Below are 19,823 nucleotides of genomic sequence, written 5' to 3'. Positions count from 1 at the left end.
AAAGCCATGATTACTGCGGTTTAAAGCTTTATTTTGCGTGATTTTTGAGCGATAATTAAACGATATTTATTTGCTGGAGGTTTATTATTATGCCAATAGGATCTGTATTCAATAGTGGTGTTGAAGGGTTTAATAGAGCCAGTCAAGGAATTGAAAAAGCCAGCGCTGAGATTAATCGTGCCAGCATAGAGCAGCAAGACGACTCTCAACTAGCGCAGCAACGTCAATTAACGGCCGCTCGCCCTGAAGAAGCAGTCACCGCGCCAGTATCTCAACCTGCACGAATTGATGATGCGTTAGTAAACTTAAAAGTTGAAGAGTTTAATGCTAAGGCAAATACGCAATCTATCCAAACTGCAGATGACGTATTAGGCACTTTAGTTGATATTAAAGTGTAATTTCTCATGAATATCGTCACGCCGTTTCCGTCTATTAATATAAACACCGCAAATGTTTATACGGAGACTGCTCGGCGTGACAACCAGCTACGTGAAGTCATTCCCCCAGCCGCTGCGAACACCGCTGGTAGCACCGAAAACAAAGCTCAAAGTGATGCAGAAAAAGCCAAACTGCCAGGAAATAGCGACAGCTCAACCTACAATGCGAGTGGCAAAATTGCAGACGATAAAACGATTGCGCAACGCGAAGGCAATGCAGATAGCGATCAAGATAATGCCGAGCAAGAAAAACAACAAGCTGCAGAAGAAGTTAGTGAGCAAGAAGAGCTGCAACTTGAGCAAGAATTACAGCAAATTAAAGAACTTAAAGCGCGCGACACTGAAGTACGAACACATGAGCAAGCGCATGCCGCTGTGGGTGGACAATATGCGGGCTCTCCTAGCTACGAATATCAAAGAGGGCCCGATGGTACTAACTATGCGGTAGGTGGTGAAGTACCGATAGATGTTGGGGTTATCAATGGCGACCCTCAAGCAACTATTGATAAAATGCAAACGGTACGTGCTGCAGCACTCGCGCCGGCTGAGCCTTCAGGTGCCGATAGGGCAATTGCGGCAGATGCCACTCAAAAGATAGCCGCAGCACAAGCTGAGTTAGCTTCAGCTGATGACGAAGATAGCAGCGAAGATAAAAGCAGAGTCAGTGCGTCGTTTTCTAACAGTGAAAGTTCAGAAGTAAAAACTGCTAAAAGCGAAGAGCAATCGCGTGATGTTGAAGTAGAAGCGCGTGCTGGGCGCATTGCTAGTTTTTATCAACTGGCCACATCACCTGCGACTCAAAGCCAATTCTCAGCACAAATTTAAACTAAACCTTATATTTAATAGCCATAAAAAAACCGCCTAAGCGGTTTTTTTATGGGGTCATTTTATTTTTTCACTTTCGCATTGGCAAAGGCATCAGCAAACGCATTTCCCATCATGGCATTGCCTGTATCGCGCTTAGGTTTGGGCGCTCGCGATTGGTTTGCATTGTTGCCACGTGGCTTTTGCACCGCCGCAGGGGCAGCTTTATTGCTAGTGTCTATCTCGTCATCTAGGCGCATGGTAAAGCTAATACGTTTACGTGCAGCGTCAACCTCAACCACTTTCACTTTAACAATGTCACCAGCTTTAACCACTTCTCGTGGGTCTGAAATAAACTTATTAGTAATAGCCGAAATATGCACTAGTCCATCTTGATGGACACCAACATCCACAAATGCGCCAAAATTAGCTACGTTCGATACCACGCCTTCTAAAATCATGCCTGGTTTTAAATCACTAATTTTTTCAACGCCTGCTTTAAATTCAGCGGTTTTAAATTCAGGGCGTGGATCGCGACCCGGCTTATCAAGTTCGCTAATAATATCGGTCACGGTAGGCAGACCAAATTTATCGTCAATATAGTCATTTGCAGCGAGCTTATTTAAAAACTCTTTGTTACCAATGAGGTTATTTACGTCTACCTGGTTGTGCTCACAAATACGCTTAACGATAGGGTATGCTTCAGGGTGAACTGATGAGTTATCTAGTGGATCGCTGCCATTGTTAATGCGTAAAAAGCCAGCTGCTTGTTCAAATGCTTTTGGCCCTAAGCGCTCTACTTTTTTCAATTGACTACGTTTTGTAAATGACCCATTTGTATCACGGTAGCTTACAATATTTTGCGCTAAGGTTTTGTTTAAACCAGAAACACGTGCAAGCAAAGGTACAGAAGCCATATTTAAATCAACACCCACACTGTTTACACAGTCTTCTACCACTGAGATTAGGCTTTGTCCTAGTTGGCTTTGTGATACATCATGTTGATATTGGCCTACACCAATAGACTTAGGCTCTATTTTAACCAGCTCAGCCAATGGATCTTGAAGGCGACGTGCAATAGATACGGCACCACGTAAAGATACATCTAAATTTGGAAATTCATTAGCAGCGAACTCAGAAGCGGAGTAAACCGAAGCGCCGGCCTCACTGACCATGATTTTATTTAGTTTAAGCTCAGTATTGGCTTTGATAAGCTCGCCAACTAGTTTATCTGATTCGCGAGAAGCGGTACCGTTACCAATCGCAATGAGCTCAACTTTATGCTGGCGACATAATTGCTCGAGCGTGCGTAATGATTTATCCCAATGATTTTGTGGTGCATGTGGGAAAATCGTTTGGGTAGCAAGCAGCTTACCTGTGCTATCAACCACGGCAATTTTACAACCGGTACGTAAACCAGGATCTAAGCCTAACGTAGTGCGAGGGCCAGCAGGGGCTGCCATTAATAAGTCTTTTAAGTTTTTAGCAAATACATCAATGGCACCGGTTTCGGCTTTTTCACGCATTGCGGCTAAAAATTCATTTTCTAAATGTAATCCAAGCTTAATTTTCCACGCCCATTGCACTACAGTTAATAACCAAGCGCTGGCAGGTTTGTTTTTAATATCTAGGCGGTAATGATCGCTGATCATCTGTGCACACAATTGCGCTGGGTTTTCAGCGTTAGGCTCAGGATTAATAGTTAACTGTAAAATACCTTCGTTACGTGCTCTTAGCATGGCTAATGCTCGATGCGAGGGGACTTTTTTTAATGGTTCTTGATGTTCAAAGTAGTCTCGGTATTTAGCCCCCGCTTGTTCTTGGCCATCAATAAGTTTACTTTCAATCGCTCCATTTTGACTAATATGACTTCTAAATTTAGCGAGTAATTTAGCGTCTTCAGCAAAGCGCTCCATCAAAATAAACTTAGCACCATCAAGCGCTGCTTTAGTATCGACAATCGCTTTTTCGGCATTAATAAATTTTGCAGCCTCAGCGTCTGGGTCAAGCATTGGATCGTTAAATAACGCATCAGCTAGTGGTTCTAAACCAGCTTCAATAGCTATTTGACCTTTAGTGCGGCGCTTTGCTTTATAAGGCAAATATAAGTCTTCTAGTTCGGTTTTACTTTGTGCAGCTTTAATATCAGCCGCTAATTCAGCACTAAGCTTATTTTGTGATTCTATCGTCGACAGGATAAAGCCACGACGCTCTTCAAGTTCACGTAAATAAGATAAACGTTGTTCTAGAAGGCGTAGTTGGGTGTCATCTAATCCACCGGTCACTTCTTTTCTGTAACGGGCAATAAAGGGGACGGTTGCGCCTTCATCAAGTAACTTTGTTGCTGCAACCACTTGTTGCTGCTGTGCATTTAGCTCCGTTGCTAAACGTGCAGAGATATCGCTCATGCAAAAACCTTTTAATACAAAAAATAAGACCAGCTAAAAAGTTAACTGATGCGTCAATGTCTTGAATAATATCACAGGGGAGGGTAATAAAAAGCTCTTAAAGCAAGCTATTTTACTTGCTTTAAGATGCCATTGCTGGGGCAATAAAAAGCGGATTTAGTGAGGGTGCTCTACACTTTCGAGTACTTCACTAAATGTGTGCGCTATTGGGCTAATATGAACAGGAATTTGCAGCTTACGTGCTATATCGCGTGCTGAAATTAAACCACTTATTTCATTATTAGCCGCAGTAACTAATATAAACATAGCACCATGATGTTCCATAGTTTGCAGTGCATCACCGATACATGAGTAGCTTAAGCTTTTCATACTTACACCCATTAAGTTACTCAGCGGTGTCATTAAATAGCGTAAGCTAATTTCACTACGAGGCAAGCCTAAACGCTGCGATAAAATCATGATTTTTGAGCTTTGTAAATCTGCACTTGCGACAATACCAATTAGCTTTTGATGCTCATCAGTTACTAAAATAAAATCAGAAGGCTGAGTATTTAGTTGTTTTGATGCTTGTTCAATGGTTGTATCAAACGCTGCGCGCATAGGACTTGTTTGAGTAAAGCTAGTTACTATACGTGTTGCTGGAGAGGTTAAATCGATCACAGCCTCATTAGTAAAAGTATCAGCAATAGTGCCATGAGAAATATCTTGGGTACGGAGTTCTTTAAAGTTAGACATAATATCCACCTAAATAAATAGTTATACAAATTTAATAATGTTTAAAAGCAAGTTATTAAATTAAATAACGGGTGGCGCTCGCGGGTTTGCATGACTGTAGGCAGTGGCTAAAAATCGACTTTCATAATGAAAGAAAAACGCTAAAGGAAGTGGTTGGATTTCTCTAAGCGCAATAACACCAACATGAGAATCTAAATCGGTGTCGAGGTTTGCTTGGTCAGGGGAGTCACAAACAATAAATTCAGCTGGAGCAAAACCAGCATCAAGTTTGTTATTTTTAGGTGCACCATGCAATGTCAAACTCACACTCATGAAGAGTGCAAACACGAGGGCATTTTGTAATATGCGCGCTGTTATGTTTGACATAATGATGACCTTAATTAACTACTCTCAAGTTAATACAACATTACTTGAGTAACTTTAGTTATAGCTTACTCAGATAATATAAACAATAAAAAGTTAATATGATCTGAATCAAAACTAAGCGCTGTCATTTTTGATAGGTAATGTTATTTACGAACCACTGCTTAGCGCCTTGAGGAGTTATTACTTCAAAATCATCGTCTACTTGTTTTTTTAATAGCGCTCGCGCCATTGGTGAATCGATAGAAATATAGTCGTTGCGATCATAAATTTCATCGGGGCCGACAATTCTAAAATTTTTACACTCACCGGCCTCGTTTTCTATTTCTACCCAAGCACCAAAAAAAACTTTGCCGTCTTGTACAGGTGAGTAGTCAACAATTTTTAAATCGGGAATGCGTTTTCGTAAATAGCGTACACGACGGTCAATTTGGCGAAGTAAACGTTTGTTGTACTGATAGTCTGCGTTTTCAGAGCGATCACCTAGGCTGGCAGCCCAACTCACAATTTTAGTCACTTCTGGACGTTTTTCATTCCAAAGATGATCATGTTCTTGCTGCAATTGTAAATAACCTTCGCGAGTAATTAAGTTTGTTTTCACGCTGAGTTCTTGTTTAATCTTCATGAGTGGCAAGGTATTAAAATAAAGGCAGCTTGTCGAGATAAAATAGCTATCAATGAATTTGAAATGTTCAGTAACAATCTAAGCACTTAATTAGTTTTTTATTATTAAGTTTTTCATTTATATTAACGATTAATAAATTATAAAAATAAGCAACAGATTATGGGACAAGAGACAGTAAAAGTATTGGTGGTTGATGACGATAAACGTTTACGCAGTTTGCTGGAACGCTACTTGGTAGAGCAAGGGTTTATTGTGAGAACAGCTGCTGATTCGGAGCAAATGGATAGACTAATTGAGCGTGAAAACTTTCACCTAATGGTGCTTGATTTAATGCTGCCCGGCGAAGATGGGCTTTCTATTTGTAGACGTTTACGCCAAAAAGAAAACCAAATTCCTATTGTTATGCTGACCGCCAAAGGTGATGAAGTAGACCGCATTATAGGCCTAGAACTCGGCGCTGACGACTATATTCCGAAACCGTTTAACCCTCGCGAGCTATTAGCACGTATAAAAGCTATTTTACGTCGCCAATCAAAAGAAGTACCAGGGGCGCCTTCAGCGCAGGAGAACTTAATTGCGTTTGGTAAATTTACCCTAAATTTAGCCACCCGGGAAATGAGTGAAGGCGATAACACGGTGTCACTCACTAGTGGTGAATTTGCGGTGTTAAAAGCGTTAGTGTCTCACCCGCGTGAGCCATTAAGTCGTGATAAATTAATGAACTTAGCTAGAGGGCGAGACTACAGTGCGCTTGAGCGCAGTATTGATGTTCAAGTATCACGTCTTCGTAGAATGATCGAAGTCGATGCCGCTAACCCACGCTATATTCAAACGGTATGGGGTTTAGGTTATGTATTTGTTCCTGACGGTGAAAAGTAATCATTATGGGAATGTTTCCGCGTAGTGCGTTTGGACAAACCGTATTTTTGGTTGCCGCTTTGCTGCTTATTAACCAAATAGTTTCCTACGTCACGGTAAGTTTATATGTAGTTAAACCCACCATTGAACAAGTTAATTTAATGCTGGCTAAGCAAATTAAAACCGTGTTTATTGATTGGGAAGATGGCGTTGAAGTCACCGATGAAGTCTCTGAGAAGTTTTTTGAAATAACCGGCATTGAAGTAATGACTCAGCGTGAAGCTATGCGTAATGGTTTAGGCCAAAGTCGTGAGTATTCTGGGCTATCGCGTAGTATGTCTGAGCAATTAAATGGCTTTTCTCGGGTGCGCATTAGTCAAACTGATCCGCTTATTTATTGGGTAGAAGCCCCGCAGGCGCCGGGTTATTGGGTCAAAGTGCCGCTCACCGGATTTAAAGAAAGTAACCTTGAGTTTTTAACCTTTTATCTTTCTAGTATCGGCTTTTTAAGTGTACTAGGAGGTTGGTTATTTGCCAGGCATTTGAACCGACCACTAAAAGCATTACAACAAGCTGCGATAAAAGTAGGGGTAGGCGACTTTAGTACCAAGTTACAAGAGCAAGGGTCGAGTGAGGTTATTGAGGTAACGCGCGCCTTTAATCAAATGTCGCGAGGTATTGCTGCCCTTGAAAACGACCGTCGATTACTTATGGCCGGTGTTTCTCATGATTTACGCACACCGCTTACGCGTATTCGTTTAGCCACAGAAATGATGGTTGATGAAGATGATTATTTACGTGAAGGCATTATTTACGATATTGAAGATATGAATGGCATTATCGATCAATTTATCGAATATTTACGCCATCATAAACGTGAAGAACAAACCTGCGAAGATATTAATGCGCTCCTTGGTGAAGTCGTACAAAGTGAGCTTAAGCATCAACGTGCGATCACGTTTAAACCGAATCCTAATATTGGAAAAATTCCCATAAGTAGTGTCGCGATTAAGCGAGTAGTGACCAATATGATAGAAAATGCACTACGCTACTCAGAGGGTGATATTGAAGTACTCAGTTATTTTAATTCCAATAAAAAATATGTGGTTATTGCGGTTAACGATAGTGGTCCGGGTATTCCTGAAAGCGAGTTGGAGTCAGTATTTGAACCGTTTAAACAAGGTGATGCAGCTCGCGGTAGTGAAGGTAGCGGCCTAGGCCTTGCAATTATTAAGCGTATTATCGATATGCATGGCGGCAAGGTGGTGCTCTCTAATCGCCCTGAAGGTGGTTTAAGTGCGCAAATATACCTACCGATAAAGGTTACTAATCCAAGCTAATAACGCTATCTGCATGGTTGCAGATAGCGTTAATTTATTATCTAGAGTTCAGATTAACTACTAGAGGGCTTTAAAACGAATGGCTGTACCGCCACTGGTGGCCAATTTTAATGTTAGCTTATCGCTTGCGGTAACAGTGCGTTTTTCAATGCTTAAATCATAAGGATTGTTCTTCCATTCAGCGTTTTTACCGTCTTGGTAGATTTGCGCTTCAAACTGTTTATCTTTATCTAAAAAGTCGAGTTTAATCTCAATGGTGCGGGCATTTTCGTCGGTAACTGCACCTAAGTACCAATCGTTCCCTGAATAGTTATCGCGCTTGCGCTCTTTGCGTGCAAATACAATAAAATCGCCTACTTCGCCATCAAGCGCAATACTTTGCTGCCAATCGGTCGGTACGTCTTGAATGAACTGAAAAGCATCGGGTTTAGCTAAATAATTCCGTGGTAAATCGGCCGCCATTTGAATTGGGCTGTACATTACTACATACAATGCTAATTGCTTTGCTAGTGTTGTTTGTGGGCGATTTGTATCGCCCCCTAAGCCATTAAAGCTCATATCAAAAATACCAGGGGTAAAGTCCATTGGTCCTGCCAGCATACGCGTAAAGGCAAGCATGGGAATGTGTTCTGGTGGATTGGGTGGTGTGCCCCATGCGTTAAACTCTTGACCACGCGCACCTTCACGGGCAATCCAGTTAGGGTAAGTGCGGCGCAGACCCGTATCTTTTATTGGTTCATGTGTGTTGATGCTTAGCTTGTATTTAGCGGCAAGTTTAATGTTATGTAAGTATTCATTTACCATAAATTGGCCGTCATGCCATTCAAAGCGGGCAATGCCGTTTTCATCTATGCGTTTTATATTGCCACCATCGGCCACATAACCAGTTTTTATTTGGCTTACATTTGATTTTTCGTAAAGCGCAAAAGCATCTTCCATTTGGTCGCGATAATTACTAACATTGCCAGAGGTTTCATGATGACCAATTAACTGCACCCCTTTTTCTTTACCGTACTGTGTAAGCGCTGCAATATCGAAATCGTCATAAGGCTGAGTAAAGCTAAATACATCACCATTATAAAACCAGTCGCCATCCCAACCTGTGTTCCAACCTTCAACTAATACGCCGTCAAAGCCATACTCAGCGGCAAAGTCCATATAGTATTTAGTATTTTTTGTGGTGGCACCGTGTTTTTCTCCACTGCCCCAAGTTGTTTCATTGATGTGCATTCCCCACCAAATACCTACATATTTACCTGGTTTAACCCACGACACATCACTGAGTTTATTTGGCTCATTCAGGTTTAAAATAATATCTGAATTAACTAAGTCTATCGCTCGCTCACCTATTTGAATGGTGCGCCAAGGAGTATTGAATGCGCCGCGCTTCTTAACCGCAATGCCATCAGACCACGGTGTTAAATCGGCACTAAACGTACCTGGGCGACGCTGGTTAAGCACCATCCCTGCATAATCTACCAGAGCTGCTTCATGAATGCTGACATGTACACCGTTACCATTTTTAAAGGTAAAAGGGGTATGAACAAGTGCAGCATCTTGTAAGTCTGTAGTGTTATAGACATATTCATAACGGTTCCAACCGCGAGCAGGTATCCACCATGCGGTGGTTTTATCTTTTGCGGCAATAGCAAATTCGGTCAGTTCTTTAGTAATTTCAGTTTTTTCAAAATCGGCTTGCTTAGGGACTTCATAGCGAAAACCTACACCACTATCAAAGGCTTTAAATCGTACAGTGTATGTGCCAGCGTGGGGCGCAGGTTTATTGAAGGTAACAGCAATTTCATTGTGCTTATCAACAACGGTTTGACGCTCTCCCCAAGGTTGCTGCCATTGGCTATCGGTTTGTGAACGAGTTACTTCACTAATAACAAAGCCGTCATCAAATGGTGCTTGGCTTTTAAACCTAAAACCTAAGCTTGACTGCTCAATAACAGGCTTACCATTAAAGCTAATAGAGTAATGAGGGGATGATGATTGATCAGAAATGGTAATTTTAATTTTTTGATCAGGTGATTTCAGCGTGGCTTCTTTTGCAAAAGCACTGCTTGCAAGTAAAGCAACTAGTAGTAAAGGTAATCTCATTGTGTGTCCTTGATGTCAAACCGTAGGTTATGAGCATAAAGTGATGAACACACTATTACGAGATAGCTGCATACGTATTCAATTAATTAGCTAAAAAAGAGTGTGTTAATTAATCTGCAAAACTTTATGTAATTTAGTTCTATAATAAATAAAAAGAATTTAACAAGAAGAAAATATGCTGAAAATTTTACTCGCTATTTTAGGTTGTATCATTGTTTTTAAGAGCAGTGCAGCAACGGTTACTGTTTATAATAACAACCAAAAAGTTCAAGAAAATGTTGTTGTTTGGCTAGCTCCAGAGCAAGCCTCTGGCGTGAATATAAATAAATCACTTTTCACTATGACACAAAAGAATCGCCAATTTACGCCACATATCTTAGTCGTTGAAAAAAACAGCCAAGTTGAATTTCCTAACGCTGACTCGATAATGCATCACGTGTATTCATTTTCTAAAAGCAAAACATTTGAATTAAAGCTTTATCGAGAACAACCACAAGATCCAATTACATTTGAACAAACAGGAGTTGTGGAGCTTGGTTGTAATATTCATGATTGGATGTTGGGTTACATTGTTGTTGTAGATAGCCCATATTATGCAATCACCAATGAGCAGGGCCTTGCATCGTTCGATATCCCAAATGGAGCCTATAAACTAAATGTTTGGCATGAAGGCTTTAGAGATATTAGCAACATAGAGTCGCAAGAAGTTGTTATAACTAACAATAAATTAAGTTATCAGTTAAAACAAAAACTAACTTTGCCTATTAGGGTTGAAGTTGATGAGTTTGACGATTATGAATAGTCTATTGGGCTTAGCCGTTGTTATTTGCTTGTTGAGTGTTTTTTCAGCCAACGCACAAGTTAAAGGTTTGCTGCAAGTAAGGGCAGTGCAAGCTGATTCACAACTAAGCTGGCAAGAGGGTGGAATTGGTTTATATCGCCATGATGCGGCTAATCAAGGTGTGGTTTTATCTCAGGGAATTATTGATTTAAGTGCAGATATAAGTTCTAGTTGGTCTGCCCATGCTGTAGTTAATTTATATCAAGACCCAAAAAGTACCTTGGGGGTTAGTCAGGCTTATCTGCAATATAAACCTTTAGTTCGCAGTGATTATAAATGGCATATTAAAGTGGGTGGCTTTTATCCACAATTGTCATTAGAAAACCCTGATATGGGCTGGTTATCTGCATATAACTATACCAATTCGGCAATTAACTCTTGGGTAGGTGAAGAGCTGCGAACGCTAGGTGTTGAAGCAACAATTAAACGCCCAGCCCGTAATTTTAATAGTGCCCATAGTTTTAGTTTGGTTGGTGCGACATTTAAAGGTAACGATCCTGCGGGGACATTACTCGCTTGGCGAGGCTTTGCTTTGCATGATCGCCAAACAACACTTAATGAGGCTCTCGCTTTTGCGCCTGTTGCGTCTTTAAATACTCCACAGTTACAATTTCAAGCAAACCAAGTTTTACCGTTTGAAGAGGTCGATGGGCGATTTGGTTATTACGTTGGTGGACATTGGGATTATTTAAAAAAGTCTCAGTTGCGAGTGTACTACTATGATAACAATGGTGACCCTGGCGCTCTTAATTATAATACGGGTCAATATGCCTGGGATACTCGATTTTTAAGTGTCGCATGGCTAAATAAATTTACACCGAAAACACGATTAATTATCCAAATAATGTCGGGTGGTACGGCTATGGGTCAAAACCGCGGCGTTGATACTCGATTTTATAGTCATTTTGCATTATTGAGTCATAAAATAAAACGCCACCGTTTCTCAGTACGTTACGATTATTTTGAGGTGACAGACAAAGACGATTGGAAGTTTGACCCTAATGCTAGTCATGGCGAGGGACTAACAGCAACTTGGCGTTATCAGCTTACACCACAATGGCAAATAGGTGTTGAGGGGTCAGCGCTTCATAGCCAAGCAGATAACCGAGTAGCTATGAATAAAGCATCGAGAATATCGCAGCAGCAAATAGCATTAAATGCTCAGTTTCGGTTTTAGTTGGAAGAATAACAAATTGAAACAGATAAGGGCTCTTGTGAGCCCTACTTTGTATTAATGGCTTTTTATTTTTTGTCAAAAGCGCGTTTCATGTAATTAGGTGTTGCGAGTGCACCGTGATGAATGCCGCCATTGTAGTATTCACTATGCTCAGCAATTATGGCTGCGCCGTCTTCTCTAAAACCGTTAAATGCTTCAGATTTACGAGCTAGCGTCACCGACCACAACCCACTTGGATAAATAGGTTGTGGGAATGGAAGAGTTTGCAAGTCTTTAAAACCAACACTTAGCATAGCTTCGCGCATTTCAACCAGAAGTGGCATATGCATTAATGGCGATTCACTTTGTTGTACGAGTATTCCACCAGGGCGAAGTGCGTTTAAACAGCTAATATAAAACGCATGGTTAAATAAACCCTCACCAGGGCCTACCGGATCAGTTCCATCAACAATCACGATATCAATAGACTCACCAGCTGCTTCACGCATATATTTAATGCCATCGTCAAACATCACAGTGGCACGTGGATCGTTATTTGATTCACATAACTCTGGGAAGTACTTTAACGACATTTGGGTAACCACTTCGTCAATATCGATTTGTGTCACAGTTTCTACACTTGGGTGCTTGAGCACTTCACGTAATGTACCGCAATCGCCGCCGCCAATAATAACCACATTTTTAGGGTTTGGGTGTGCTAGTAATGCTGGGTGGCTGATCATTTCATGATAAAAAAAGTTTTCACGGCTACTCACCATAGTGCAACCATCAATGATCATTAAATTACCAAAGTCTGTGGTTTCAAACATTTCTACTTTTTGAAAAGGAGACTGTTTTTCATCTAACTTTTTGTTAATACGTAATGAAAATGCGCTGCCATCGCGGTCGCTAATTTCAGTAAACCACTTACTTTGATCTAAATTTGCCATAGTTGTTGTTACACTTTTGGTTGAGTATGAAAAAAGGAGGCAATTCTGCCAGTGCTTGGGCTATTGCTCAATCAAATTTTACTCTCTTTAGCGAATAAAGTTAGCTATAAAGAGGGGAAAGTTCAATTTTTGTTAGCTTAGCAGATAGTGACGTATTAAAATGCCCCTTTACACCTAATTTAATAAAGAAGAGTTGCCATGACTTGGGGTTTAGAAACAGCACGTGCTACATACAATGTTGCTCATTGGAGCGATGGTTATTTTGATATTAACGCACAAGGTGAATTGATAGCCTATCCGGATGGCGACCAAACAAAACCTGCCATTTCTTTAAGCCAGCTTACTGAGCAGTTTAAACAGCAAGGATTAACCTTACCAGTACTGGTGCGCTTTACCGATATTTTAAAAAATCGTGTAGATACGCTCACCAATGCGTTTACTCAAGCGCGCACTAACCGTGAATATAATGGTAAATACACCTGTGTTTACCCTATAAAAGTAAATCAACAGCGTTCTGTAGTAAGTAAGCTTTTAGCACACCCAAGTGGTTTAGTGGGGCTTGAAGCCGGTTCTAAACCTGAACTAATGGCAATTTTAGGTGTGGCAAAAGAGCCTATTACTATTGTATGTAACGGCTACAAAGACAGTGAATTTTTACGTTTAGCCTGTATTGGTCAAGCAATGGGGCACAGCGTTAAAATTGTGGTTGAAAAACTCTCTGAGCTAACCACACTGCTGGAAGAAATTGATAATTTAGGTATTGAGCCTGCTATTGGTATTCGTATTCGCTTAAATTCGGTTGGTAAAGGTAAATGGCAAAATACCGGTGGTGAAAAAGGTAAGTTTGGCTTAACTGCAGGACAAGTACTCAGTGCAGTGGAAGTGCTCAAGCAACATAACAAGTTGCATTTAATGCAGATGGTACATTTTCATATTGGTTCTCAAATTGCCAATATTCGCGATATTCATCGTGCTTTGCGCGAGTGTGCTCGCCATTTTGCTGAATTAACTCAATACGGTGTACCGCTCAATACTGTTGATGTGGGTGGCGGGCTTGGCGTTGACTACGAAGGTTCAGGCTCACGTAGTGCTTGCTCAATGAACTACACAGTCGAAGAATATGCGCGTAATGTAGTAAATGCATTTGCCGAGGTGTGCGACCAACATAACTTAGCTCACCCTGCAATTATTACCGAATCTGGCCGTGCTCTTACTGCACATCATGCGGTGCTTATTACCGATGTGATTGATGTTGAAACAGCGCCAAATCATTTAAACCCAGAACCACCTGTTAAAAACAGTGCCTTAGTATTGGATGAAATGTGGCAGTGTTTACAACGTTTGAACCCGCGTATGGCATTAGAGATTTATCATGATGCAATGCACTTATTTAGTGAAGCACACGATCAATACGTGCATGGTTTAGTGAGCATGCTAGAGTGGGCGAAAATAGAGCAGCTTTACTTTACTATTTTACATCGCGTTCGAGCTTCATTAAGCTCTAATGCACGAGCTCACCGCGAAGTGCTGGATGATTTAAACGAAAAACTAGCCGATAAACTGTTTGTGAATTTTTCATTATTTCAGTCGCTACCCGATGTGTGGGGCATTCAGCAGTTATTTCCGGTTATGCCCATCGAAAACCTAACGCAGCCGCTTACTCAGCGCGCTATTATCCAAGACATTACTTGTGATTCTGACGGGCAAATACGTGAGTACGTTGAAGGTGCAGGAATTGAAACCAGTTTACCTATTCCTGAATATACACAAGGTCAGCAGTATCATATTGCGATGTTTATGGTAGGGGCATACCAAGAGATTTTAGGTGACTTACATAACCTATTTGGTGATACCGATTCAGTTCATGTTGAGCTTAATGAGCAAGGATATGTATTAACCAATGCCATTAAAGGTGACAGCGTTAAGGATGTATTAAAATTTGTTGATTATGATAGCGAGTTATTAGCTGATAACTTTGCCACTCAAATTAACGAACTTGATGTATCAGATCACTGTAAAGAAGGTTACTTAGCCGAGCTTAATGCAGGGCTTGAAGGCTACACCTATTTTGAAGATTAATTTAGTTGCATAGTTCAGCGCGGTCATTTGTGGCTGCGCGATGTTTAAAGGAATAGAAGTAATGTCAGTTATTCGCAGTGTATTTAGTATTTTCTTTTACACAATAAACACTCTTTTTTGGTTTGTACCTATTTTTATTTGTGGCATCGTTAAGCTAATCCCAATTAAGGGACTTCAAAAATTAATGAGTTGGACAGCCAAGCAATGTGCCTCTATTTGGGTGACGTTTAACACGCTAAATCAAACGTTATTAACGCCAACAAAGCTAAATGTAACCGGTCTAGAAGAGCTAAAATTGAAAGATTGGTACCTAGTTATCGCGAACCACCAAAGCTGGGTGGATATTTTAGTGTTACAGCGAGTGTTTAACCGCAAAATACCTTTTTTAAACTTCTTTTTGAAAAAAGAGCTTATTTACGTACCTGTTTTAGGTTTATGTTGGTGGGCGCTCGACTTTCCTTTTATGACCCGCACCAGTAAAAGCCAATTAAAAAAGAACCCCAAGTTGCGTGGTAAAGATTTAGAAACGACTCGTAAAGCGTGTGAAAAATTTAAAGAAATGCCGGTTAGTGTGGTTAACTTTGTTGAAGGGACGCGTTTTACAGCGCAAAAGCATGCGCGGCAAAATAGCCCGTTTCCTTACTTACTTAAACCAAAAGCGGGTGGTGTGGCGTTTGTAATGCAAGCTATGGGTGAGCAAATTTCTAAGGTGGTAAATGTCACTATTCATTACCCTGAGGGCATTCCTACTTTTATGGATTTTGCAGCCGGTAAAGTAAAACACATTGATGTACATGTTGAAGTAAAAGGCGTTAGTGATGACTTAATTGGTGATTACACTAATGATCCTGACTTTAGAGTACGTTTTCAAAGTGAATTAAATCGCGTGTGGGAAGAAAAAAACCAGACGCTCGTTAATTTAAAACAAAAATAACAAAATGAGCTGACAGTTATGCTAAAAAAATGGTTACCTAATTGGTTAAATGGCTTAATTGTTGGCTGTGTTTTATTTGCTAATTTAATAATATTTGGCGCATTAGTGCTTACCCTTGGGTTAATTAAATTGGTTTTGCCCATACCCGTAGTAAGTAAATTATTACACGGTGCGTACAAGGGGTGGTGTAAAGGTAACCGCTTAGGGCTTTGGCTAGGCTGTAATGATATTAAAGTTAATATTAGTGGGGAGGTAAATGCTAATAGCTGGTATTTGCTAATTAGTAATCATATTAGCTGGCTTGATATTGCGGTATTAAGCTCGTTAAATGCATTACCAGCTCCTAAGTTTTTTTTAAAAGATGAGCTTAAATACGTGCCATTTATAGGCACTGGTGCGTGGGCAATGGGTATGCCCTTTATGAAACGGGTGAGCAAAGCGCAATTGGCAAAAAATCCGAATTTAAAAGGCCTAGATGTCGAGCGTACTAAGCGTAGTTGCCGTAATTTTCGTCATCACCCTACAACCATAGTGAACTTTGTAGAAGGTACGCGTTTTACAGCGCAAAAGCATAAGCATCAACAAAGTCCTTTTCAGCATTTATTAAAGCCTAAGGCTGGTGGAACTGCTTTTGCCTTAGAAGTTTTAAACGAGCAATTTGACGCTATGCTTAACACTAGTTTAGTGTATAGCGGCAAGTCAGATCATGTGTGTCGTAATATTTTAAAAGGCGAACTAGAGTCTATTAATATTACAATTGAGGTGATGCCAATAAATACACAGATGATTGGCAGTTACCAAACAGATCACGCGTTTAGAGCCGAGTTTCAGCAATATTTAAATAATTTATGGACAAAAAAAGATAAGCAATTAAGCGCTATTCATATTCAGCAAATTAGTACTGAATTAACTCCCAGTAAGGAAATTGAAATACCATGACCAAAACACACCTACAGGAGCTAATTACTCCTTGGTTTGAAAAAGTCCCCGATGCTTTTTTTCTCAGTGCAATCACGGCCTCATCCATTGGCATTCTTTCTTTATTATTTGTTTACTTATTTACGCGTCGCTTAATGTTACCGGGTATTCAAAAGGTGGTGACTAAACTCTCGCCTGAGCGTATTGGTTCATTGTCACCTATGTTGACCAAACTCAATAAACGAATTGCCTGTTTGCTATGTTGTGTGCTTTTTTTAGCCACATTTGATAGTGTTTACCCCGTTAATGAAATTGCCCAAGAGATCCTTAAAACCATTGGCCAAGCATTATTAATTATTTATATAGGTTTTATTATTAGCAGCATAGTGAGCATTGCTGGCGCTATTTATAACCAACTAGACTTTGCCCGCGAAGTGCCTATTCAAGGGCTAATTCAAGTAGTGAAGCTGATCACCTTTATTGTGTGTTCAATATTAATTGTTAGTATTGTGCTTGAAAAATCGCCGACTTATATTCTTTCTGGTTTTGGTGCGATCGCCGCTGTTACTTTATTAGTATTTAAAGACACCATATTAGGTTTTGTCGCCAGCATTCAAATTGCTGCCAACCGCTTAGTGACCTATGGAGATTGGATCCAAGTAGATAACTACGGCGCCGATGGCGAAGTAATTGATTTAGGACTTAATACTGTAAAAGTGCGTAACTGGGACAACACCATAACGACTATACCCACTTATATGCTGGTGGCCGGTTCATTTAAAAATTGGCGCGGTATGCAAGAATCTGGTGGGCGACGTATTAAACGTTCTTTAAATATTGATATGAACAGCATCTTTTTAGTTGATGATGATTTTAAAGCGCAAATAGAAGCGGCAATACCACTGCAAGAATATATTCGACTAGGCACACTTCCCGATCCTGTGTCGAACTTAGGGTTATTTCGTCGCTATGCAGAGGGTTACTTAAAGCAACACAGTAAAATCAATACCTCGCTCACACTCATGGTGCGTGAACTACAACCGCTTAACCATGGCTTACCGATTGAGTTTTACTGCTTTAGTGAAGACAAACGTTGGATATCGTACGAGCATTTACAAGCTGAAATTATGGATCATTTACTGGCCGTATTACCGGTGTTTGGACTGCGCGCTTATCAAAGTGTCAGTGGGCAGTTAAGCCCAGCAGACGGGGTGAATATGGCGGGCAAACCTAGTATTAAAGTGCCCAATAATGCTGTCCAAGGCCAACACCAATAAAGAGCAATAATAGCCACCAAATAGGTGGCTTTTTCATACGTAGCCACGCAAATGCAGCAATCACTAATGCAATATGCCACACACTATTAATAGCTGAAGTCCAAATGGGCGAATACAATGCTGCAGCTAAAAAACCAACCACGGCGGCATTAAGCGCGGCAATTGAGCTGGCAAAGCGGGGATTACTGGCTAAATTAATCCAGCTTTTCTGAAATGCCAACATCAGTAAAAACCCTGGGGTAAATATCAATAATGTAGCTATGATTGCGCCCATTATTGGCTGCTCGGTATTTAGCTGCGCGCCTAAGTAGGTGGCTATTGTAAACATAGGCCCAGGTATAGCCTGAGCACTGGCGTAAGCCGTTAAAAATTGATCATCACTTAACGTTGGCACACCCGCTTGAAGTACTGGCAACACAACATGCCCTCCACCAAATACCATAGCACCAGCTTGGTAAAAAGGCGCAAATAACGCAAATTCTTGCCCTATTGGAATAAAGCTAACTCCAAGCAGTAGCGCAAATAAACTAAGTGCAACCCAGTTAACTTTCCCCTGTTCACTGCTAGTTTGCTGTGATAAATCACTTAATTTTAAGAGTGGCCAGATAGCGCCGACTGCGGCCGCAATCAGTAAAATAATAATTTGTGTACCTAACATCGGCAGTAGAACAAGAGCTAGGGTGCTTATAACTGCAATTAGCTTAAGGATTAGGTTGCTGCAAAAGCTTTTGGCCATACTAAGGGTCGCATCGGCAACAATCACTACAGCAAAGAGCTTCAATCCGGTGATCACAGCAAAATAAACGGCGTCAAATTGGTGAGCACTAATAGCAAGCAGTGTCATTATTAAAAAAGAAGGCAAGGTAAAACCAATAAATGCGGTGATGCCACCGATTACACCTGCACGCTCTACTCCAATTGCAAAGCTAACCTGACTAGAGCCAGGGCCAGGCAGAGCTTGGCTGAGGCTTATTAGCTGTGAATAGCGACTGATACTTAACCAGCGCAGCGAATCAACAAAGTGATGTTTAAAGTAACCTAAATGGGCGGCAGGGCCGCCAAAACTCATGCAGCCAAGCAAAAAAAACTGCCTAAAAATCGCAATTAACATAGTGGCCATCGCCTTTTTGATAAATCATTAAAGTGTCACAAATAAGTATGACATTTTTATGAAACGCTATCATTAGTCCGTATGAAGTAAGTAATAATACGTGTTTTACGTTACTCTTCATTTTTGGTTCATACAAATGTTTGCATAATTGCAATAATAAATTCTAAATGAATAGGAAATTACCATGATGTTAACCAAATCACTTTTAAGTGTCACTGTCGTAGCCGTATTACTTTCTGGCTGTGAAATGAATAACACGGGTAAAGGCGCCGCTATTGGTGCTGCAGCAGGGGGAATTCTAGGTAAAGCTACAGGTAACCACAAAGATAAACGTATTTTTATTGGTGCAGCTATTGGTGCGTTAGCGGGTGCAGCTGTAGGTGATTACATGGATAAACAAGAAGCTGCTTTTCGTGATGAACTAGCAGGTTCGGGAGTTGAAGTGGTACGTGAAGGTGATAACTTACGCTTAGTGATGCCCTCTAATATTACGTTTGCGACTGATCAATCTTATATTTCATCGGGCTTTCATGACACTCTAAATGCGATAGCAAGTGTAATGAATAAATACGAAAAAACCTACTTAAGTGTTGAAGGTCACACCGACAGCACGGGCAAAGATAGTTACAACATGACTCTTTCAGAGCAGCGTGCACAAAGTGTAAAAAATTACTTGGTAAACCAACAAATTATGGCTGCACGAGTAAGCACGAGCGGCTTTGGTGAATCACGCCCAATTGCCACTAACGATACCGCGAATGGTCGCGCGCAAAACCGCCGCGTCGAAATTCAAATAGTGCCTAATACACAAGGTTAATAGCTAAAACCGCGCAAATGCGTGGTTTTGTATATTTTAATGGCACTTTTGCCTGCGTTAGCTGTCA

The 19,823-nt window shown here is 40.7% G+C and carries 18 protein-coding genes; 11 read left to right on the top strand and 7 right to left on the bottom strand.

Annotated elements, in window-relative coordinates:
• The first annotated feature begins 89 nt into the window (after window positions 1-89).
• Entirely contained in the window at window positions 90-398 is a 309-nt protein-coding gene (locus tag ACNSN3_RS13925; protein WP_008112879.1) for a hypothetical protein, read from the top strand.
• Between the two features lie 6 nt (window positions 399-404).
• Window positions 405-1,262: a putative metalloprotease CJM1_0395 family protein gene (locus ACNSN3_RS13920; protein WP_010392423.1), complete on the top strand. Its 858-nt coding sequence runs from the start codon at window positions 405-407 to the stop codon at window positions 1,260-1,262.
• 62 nt (window positions 1,263-1,324) lie between these two features.
• On the opposite strand, the gene ACNSN3_RS13915 is transcribed toward ACNSN3_RS13920, so the two are convergent.
• The 4 genes from ACNSN3_RS13915 to greB form a co-directional block, all read right to left on the bottom strand.
• Window positions 1,325-3,649: a Tex family protein gene (locus ACNSN3_RS13915; RefSeq protein ID WP_054202833.1), complete on the bottom strand. Its 2,325-nt coding sequence runs from the start codon at window positions 3,647-3,649 to the stop codon at window positions 1,325-1,327.
• Window positions 3,650-3,805: 156 nt separating this feature from the next.
• A complete protein-coding gene (locus tag ACNSN3_RS13910) occupies window positions 3,806-4,384 on the bottom strand; it encodes a CBS domain-containing protein (protein WP_010392427.1) in 579 nt (192 codons plus the stop codon).
• Window positions 4,385-4,444: 60 nt separating this feature from the next.
• On the bottom strand, window positions 4,445-4,750 hold the full coding sequence (locus tag ACNSN3_RS13905) for a hypothetical protein (RefSeq protein WP_010392429.1): 306 nt from the start codon (window positions 4,748-4,750) through the stop codon (window positions 4,445-4,447).
• Window positions 4,751-4,874: 124 nt separating this feature from the next.
• On the bottom strand, window positions 4,875-5,348 hold the full coding sequence (greB, locus tag ACNSN3_RS13900) for a transcription elongation factor GreB (RefSeq protein ID WP_054202862.1): 474 nt from the start codon (window positions 5,346-5,348) through the stop codon (window positions 4,875-4,877).
• A gap of 183 nt (window positions 5,349-5,531) precedes the next feature.
• On the opposite strand from greB, the gene ompR reads away from it, so the two are divergent.
• Window positions 5,532-6,251, top strand: a complete 720-nt coding sequence (gene ompR, locus ACNSN3_RS13895; RefSeq protein WP_008109519.1) for a two-component system response regulator OmpR — start codon at window positions 5,532-5,534, stop codon at window positions 6,249-6,251.
• 5 nt (window positions 6,252-6,256) lie between these two features.
• Window positions 6,257-7,570 (top strand): two-component system sensor histidine kinase EnvZ, encoded by a 1,314-nt coding sequence (gene envZ, locus ACNSN3_RS13890; protein ID WP_054202834.1) that lies wholly within the window; start codon window positions 6,257-6,259, stop codon window positions 7,568-7,570.
• A gap of 60 nt (window positions 7,571-7,630) precedes the next feature.
• Here envZ and ACNSN3_RS13885 read toward each other — a convergent pair whose 3' ends face one another.
• Window positions 7,631-9,673 (bottom strand): glycoside hydrolase family 97 protein, encoded by a 2,043-nt coding sequence (locus tag ACNSN3_RS13885; RefSeq protein WP_054202835.1) that lies wholly within the window; start codon window positions 9,671-9,673, stop codon window positions 7,631-7,633.
• Between the two features lie 175 nt (window positions 9,674-9,848).
• On the opposite strand from ACNSN3_RS13885, the gene ACNSN3_RS13880 reads away from it, so the two are divergent.
• Window positions 9,849-10,475, top strand: coding sequence for a methylamine utilization protein (locus ACNSN3_RS13880; protein WP_010392440.1), 627 nt, complete (start codon window positions 9,849-9,851; stop codon window positions 10,473-10,475).
• Window positions 10,453-11,691, top strand: coding sequence for a hypothetical protein (locus ACNSN3_RS13875; protein WP_010392442.1), 1,239 nt, complete (start codon window positions 10,453-10,455; stop codon window positions 11,689-11,691). The genes ACNSN3_RS13880 and ACNSN3_RS13875 overlap by 23 nt, the downstream gene beginning before the upstream one ends.
• Window positions 11,692-11,756: 65 nt before the next feature.
• On the opposite strand, the gene speE is transcribed toward ACNSN3_RS13875, so the two are convergent.
• Entirely contained in the window at window positions 11,757-12,620 is an 864-nt protein-coding gene (gene speE / locus ACNSN3_RS13870; RefSeq protein WP_054202836.1) for a polyamine aminopropyltransferase, read from the bottom strand.
• Between the two features lie 198 nt (window positions 12,621-12,818).
• On the opposite strand from speE, the gene speA reads away from it, so the two are divergent.
• The 4 genes from speA to ACNSN3_RS13850 all read left to right on the top strand — a co-directional run bounded on the left by speA (window position 12,819) and on the right by ACNSN3_RS13850 (window position 17,828).
• Complete coding sequence (speA, locus tag ACNSN3_RS13865; RefSeq protein ID WP_418607788.1) at window positions 12,819-14,699, top strand: biosynthetic arginine decarboxylase; 1,881 nt, start codon at window positions 12,819-12,821, stop codon at window positions 14,697-14,699.
• 61 nt (window positions 14,700-14,760) lie between these two features.
• Window positions 14,761-15,633, top strand: coding sequence for an acyltransferase (locus ACNSN3_RS13860; RefSeq protein WP_054202838.1), 873 nt, complete (start codon window positions 14,761-14,763; stop codon window positions 15,631-15,633).
• An 18-nt stretch (window positions 15,634-15,651) separates the two neighbouring features.
• On the top strand, window positions 15,652-16,572 hold the full coding sequence (locus ACNSN3_RS13855) for an acetyltransferase (RefSeq protein ID WP_418607786.1): 921 nt from the start codon (window positions 15,652-15,654) through the stop codon (window positions 16,570-16,572).
• Window positions 16,569-17,828, top strand: a complete 1,260-nt coding sequence (locus ACNSN3_RS13850) for a mechanosensitive ion channel family protein (RefSeq protein ID WP_055012721.1) — start codon at window positions 16,569-16,571, stop codon at window positions 17,826-17,828. Before ACNSN3_RS13855 ends, ACNSN3_RS13850 begins: the two co-directional genes overlap by 4 nt.
• On the opposite strand, the gene chrA is transcribed toward ACNSN3_RS13850, so the two are convergent.
• Window positions 17,788-18,939, bottom strand: a complete 1,152-nt coding sequence (chrA, locus tag ACNSN3_RS13845; protein WP_418607782.1) for a chromate efflux transporter — start codon at window positions 18,937-18,939, stop codon at window positions 17,788-17,790. The two genes, ACNSN3_RS13850 and chrA, sit on opposite strands and share 41 nt — an antisense overlap.
• 184 nt (window positions 18,940-19,123) lie before the next feature.
• On the opposite strand from chrA, the gene ACNSN3_RS13840 reads away from it, so the two are divergent.
• Window positions 19,124-19,756: an OmpA family protein gene (locus tag ACNSN3_RS13840; RefSeq protein WP_010392457.1), complete on the top strand. Its 633-nt coding sequence runs from the start codon at window positions 19,124-19,126 to the stop codon at window positions 19,754-19,756.
• Window positions 19,757-19,823 lie beyond the last annotated feature (67 nt).

Origin of the sequence: Pseudoalteromonas sp. US3C1004, from assembly GCF_048401065.1 — a bacterium.
Classification (GTDB): domain Bacteria; phylum Pseudomonadota; class Gammaproteobacteria; order Enterobacterales; family Alteromonadaceae; genus Pseudoalteromonas; species Pseudoalteromonas undina.
This window is presented reverse-complemented; position numbering and strand designations above follow the sequence as displayed.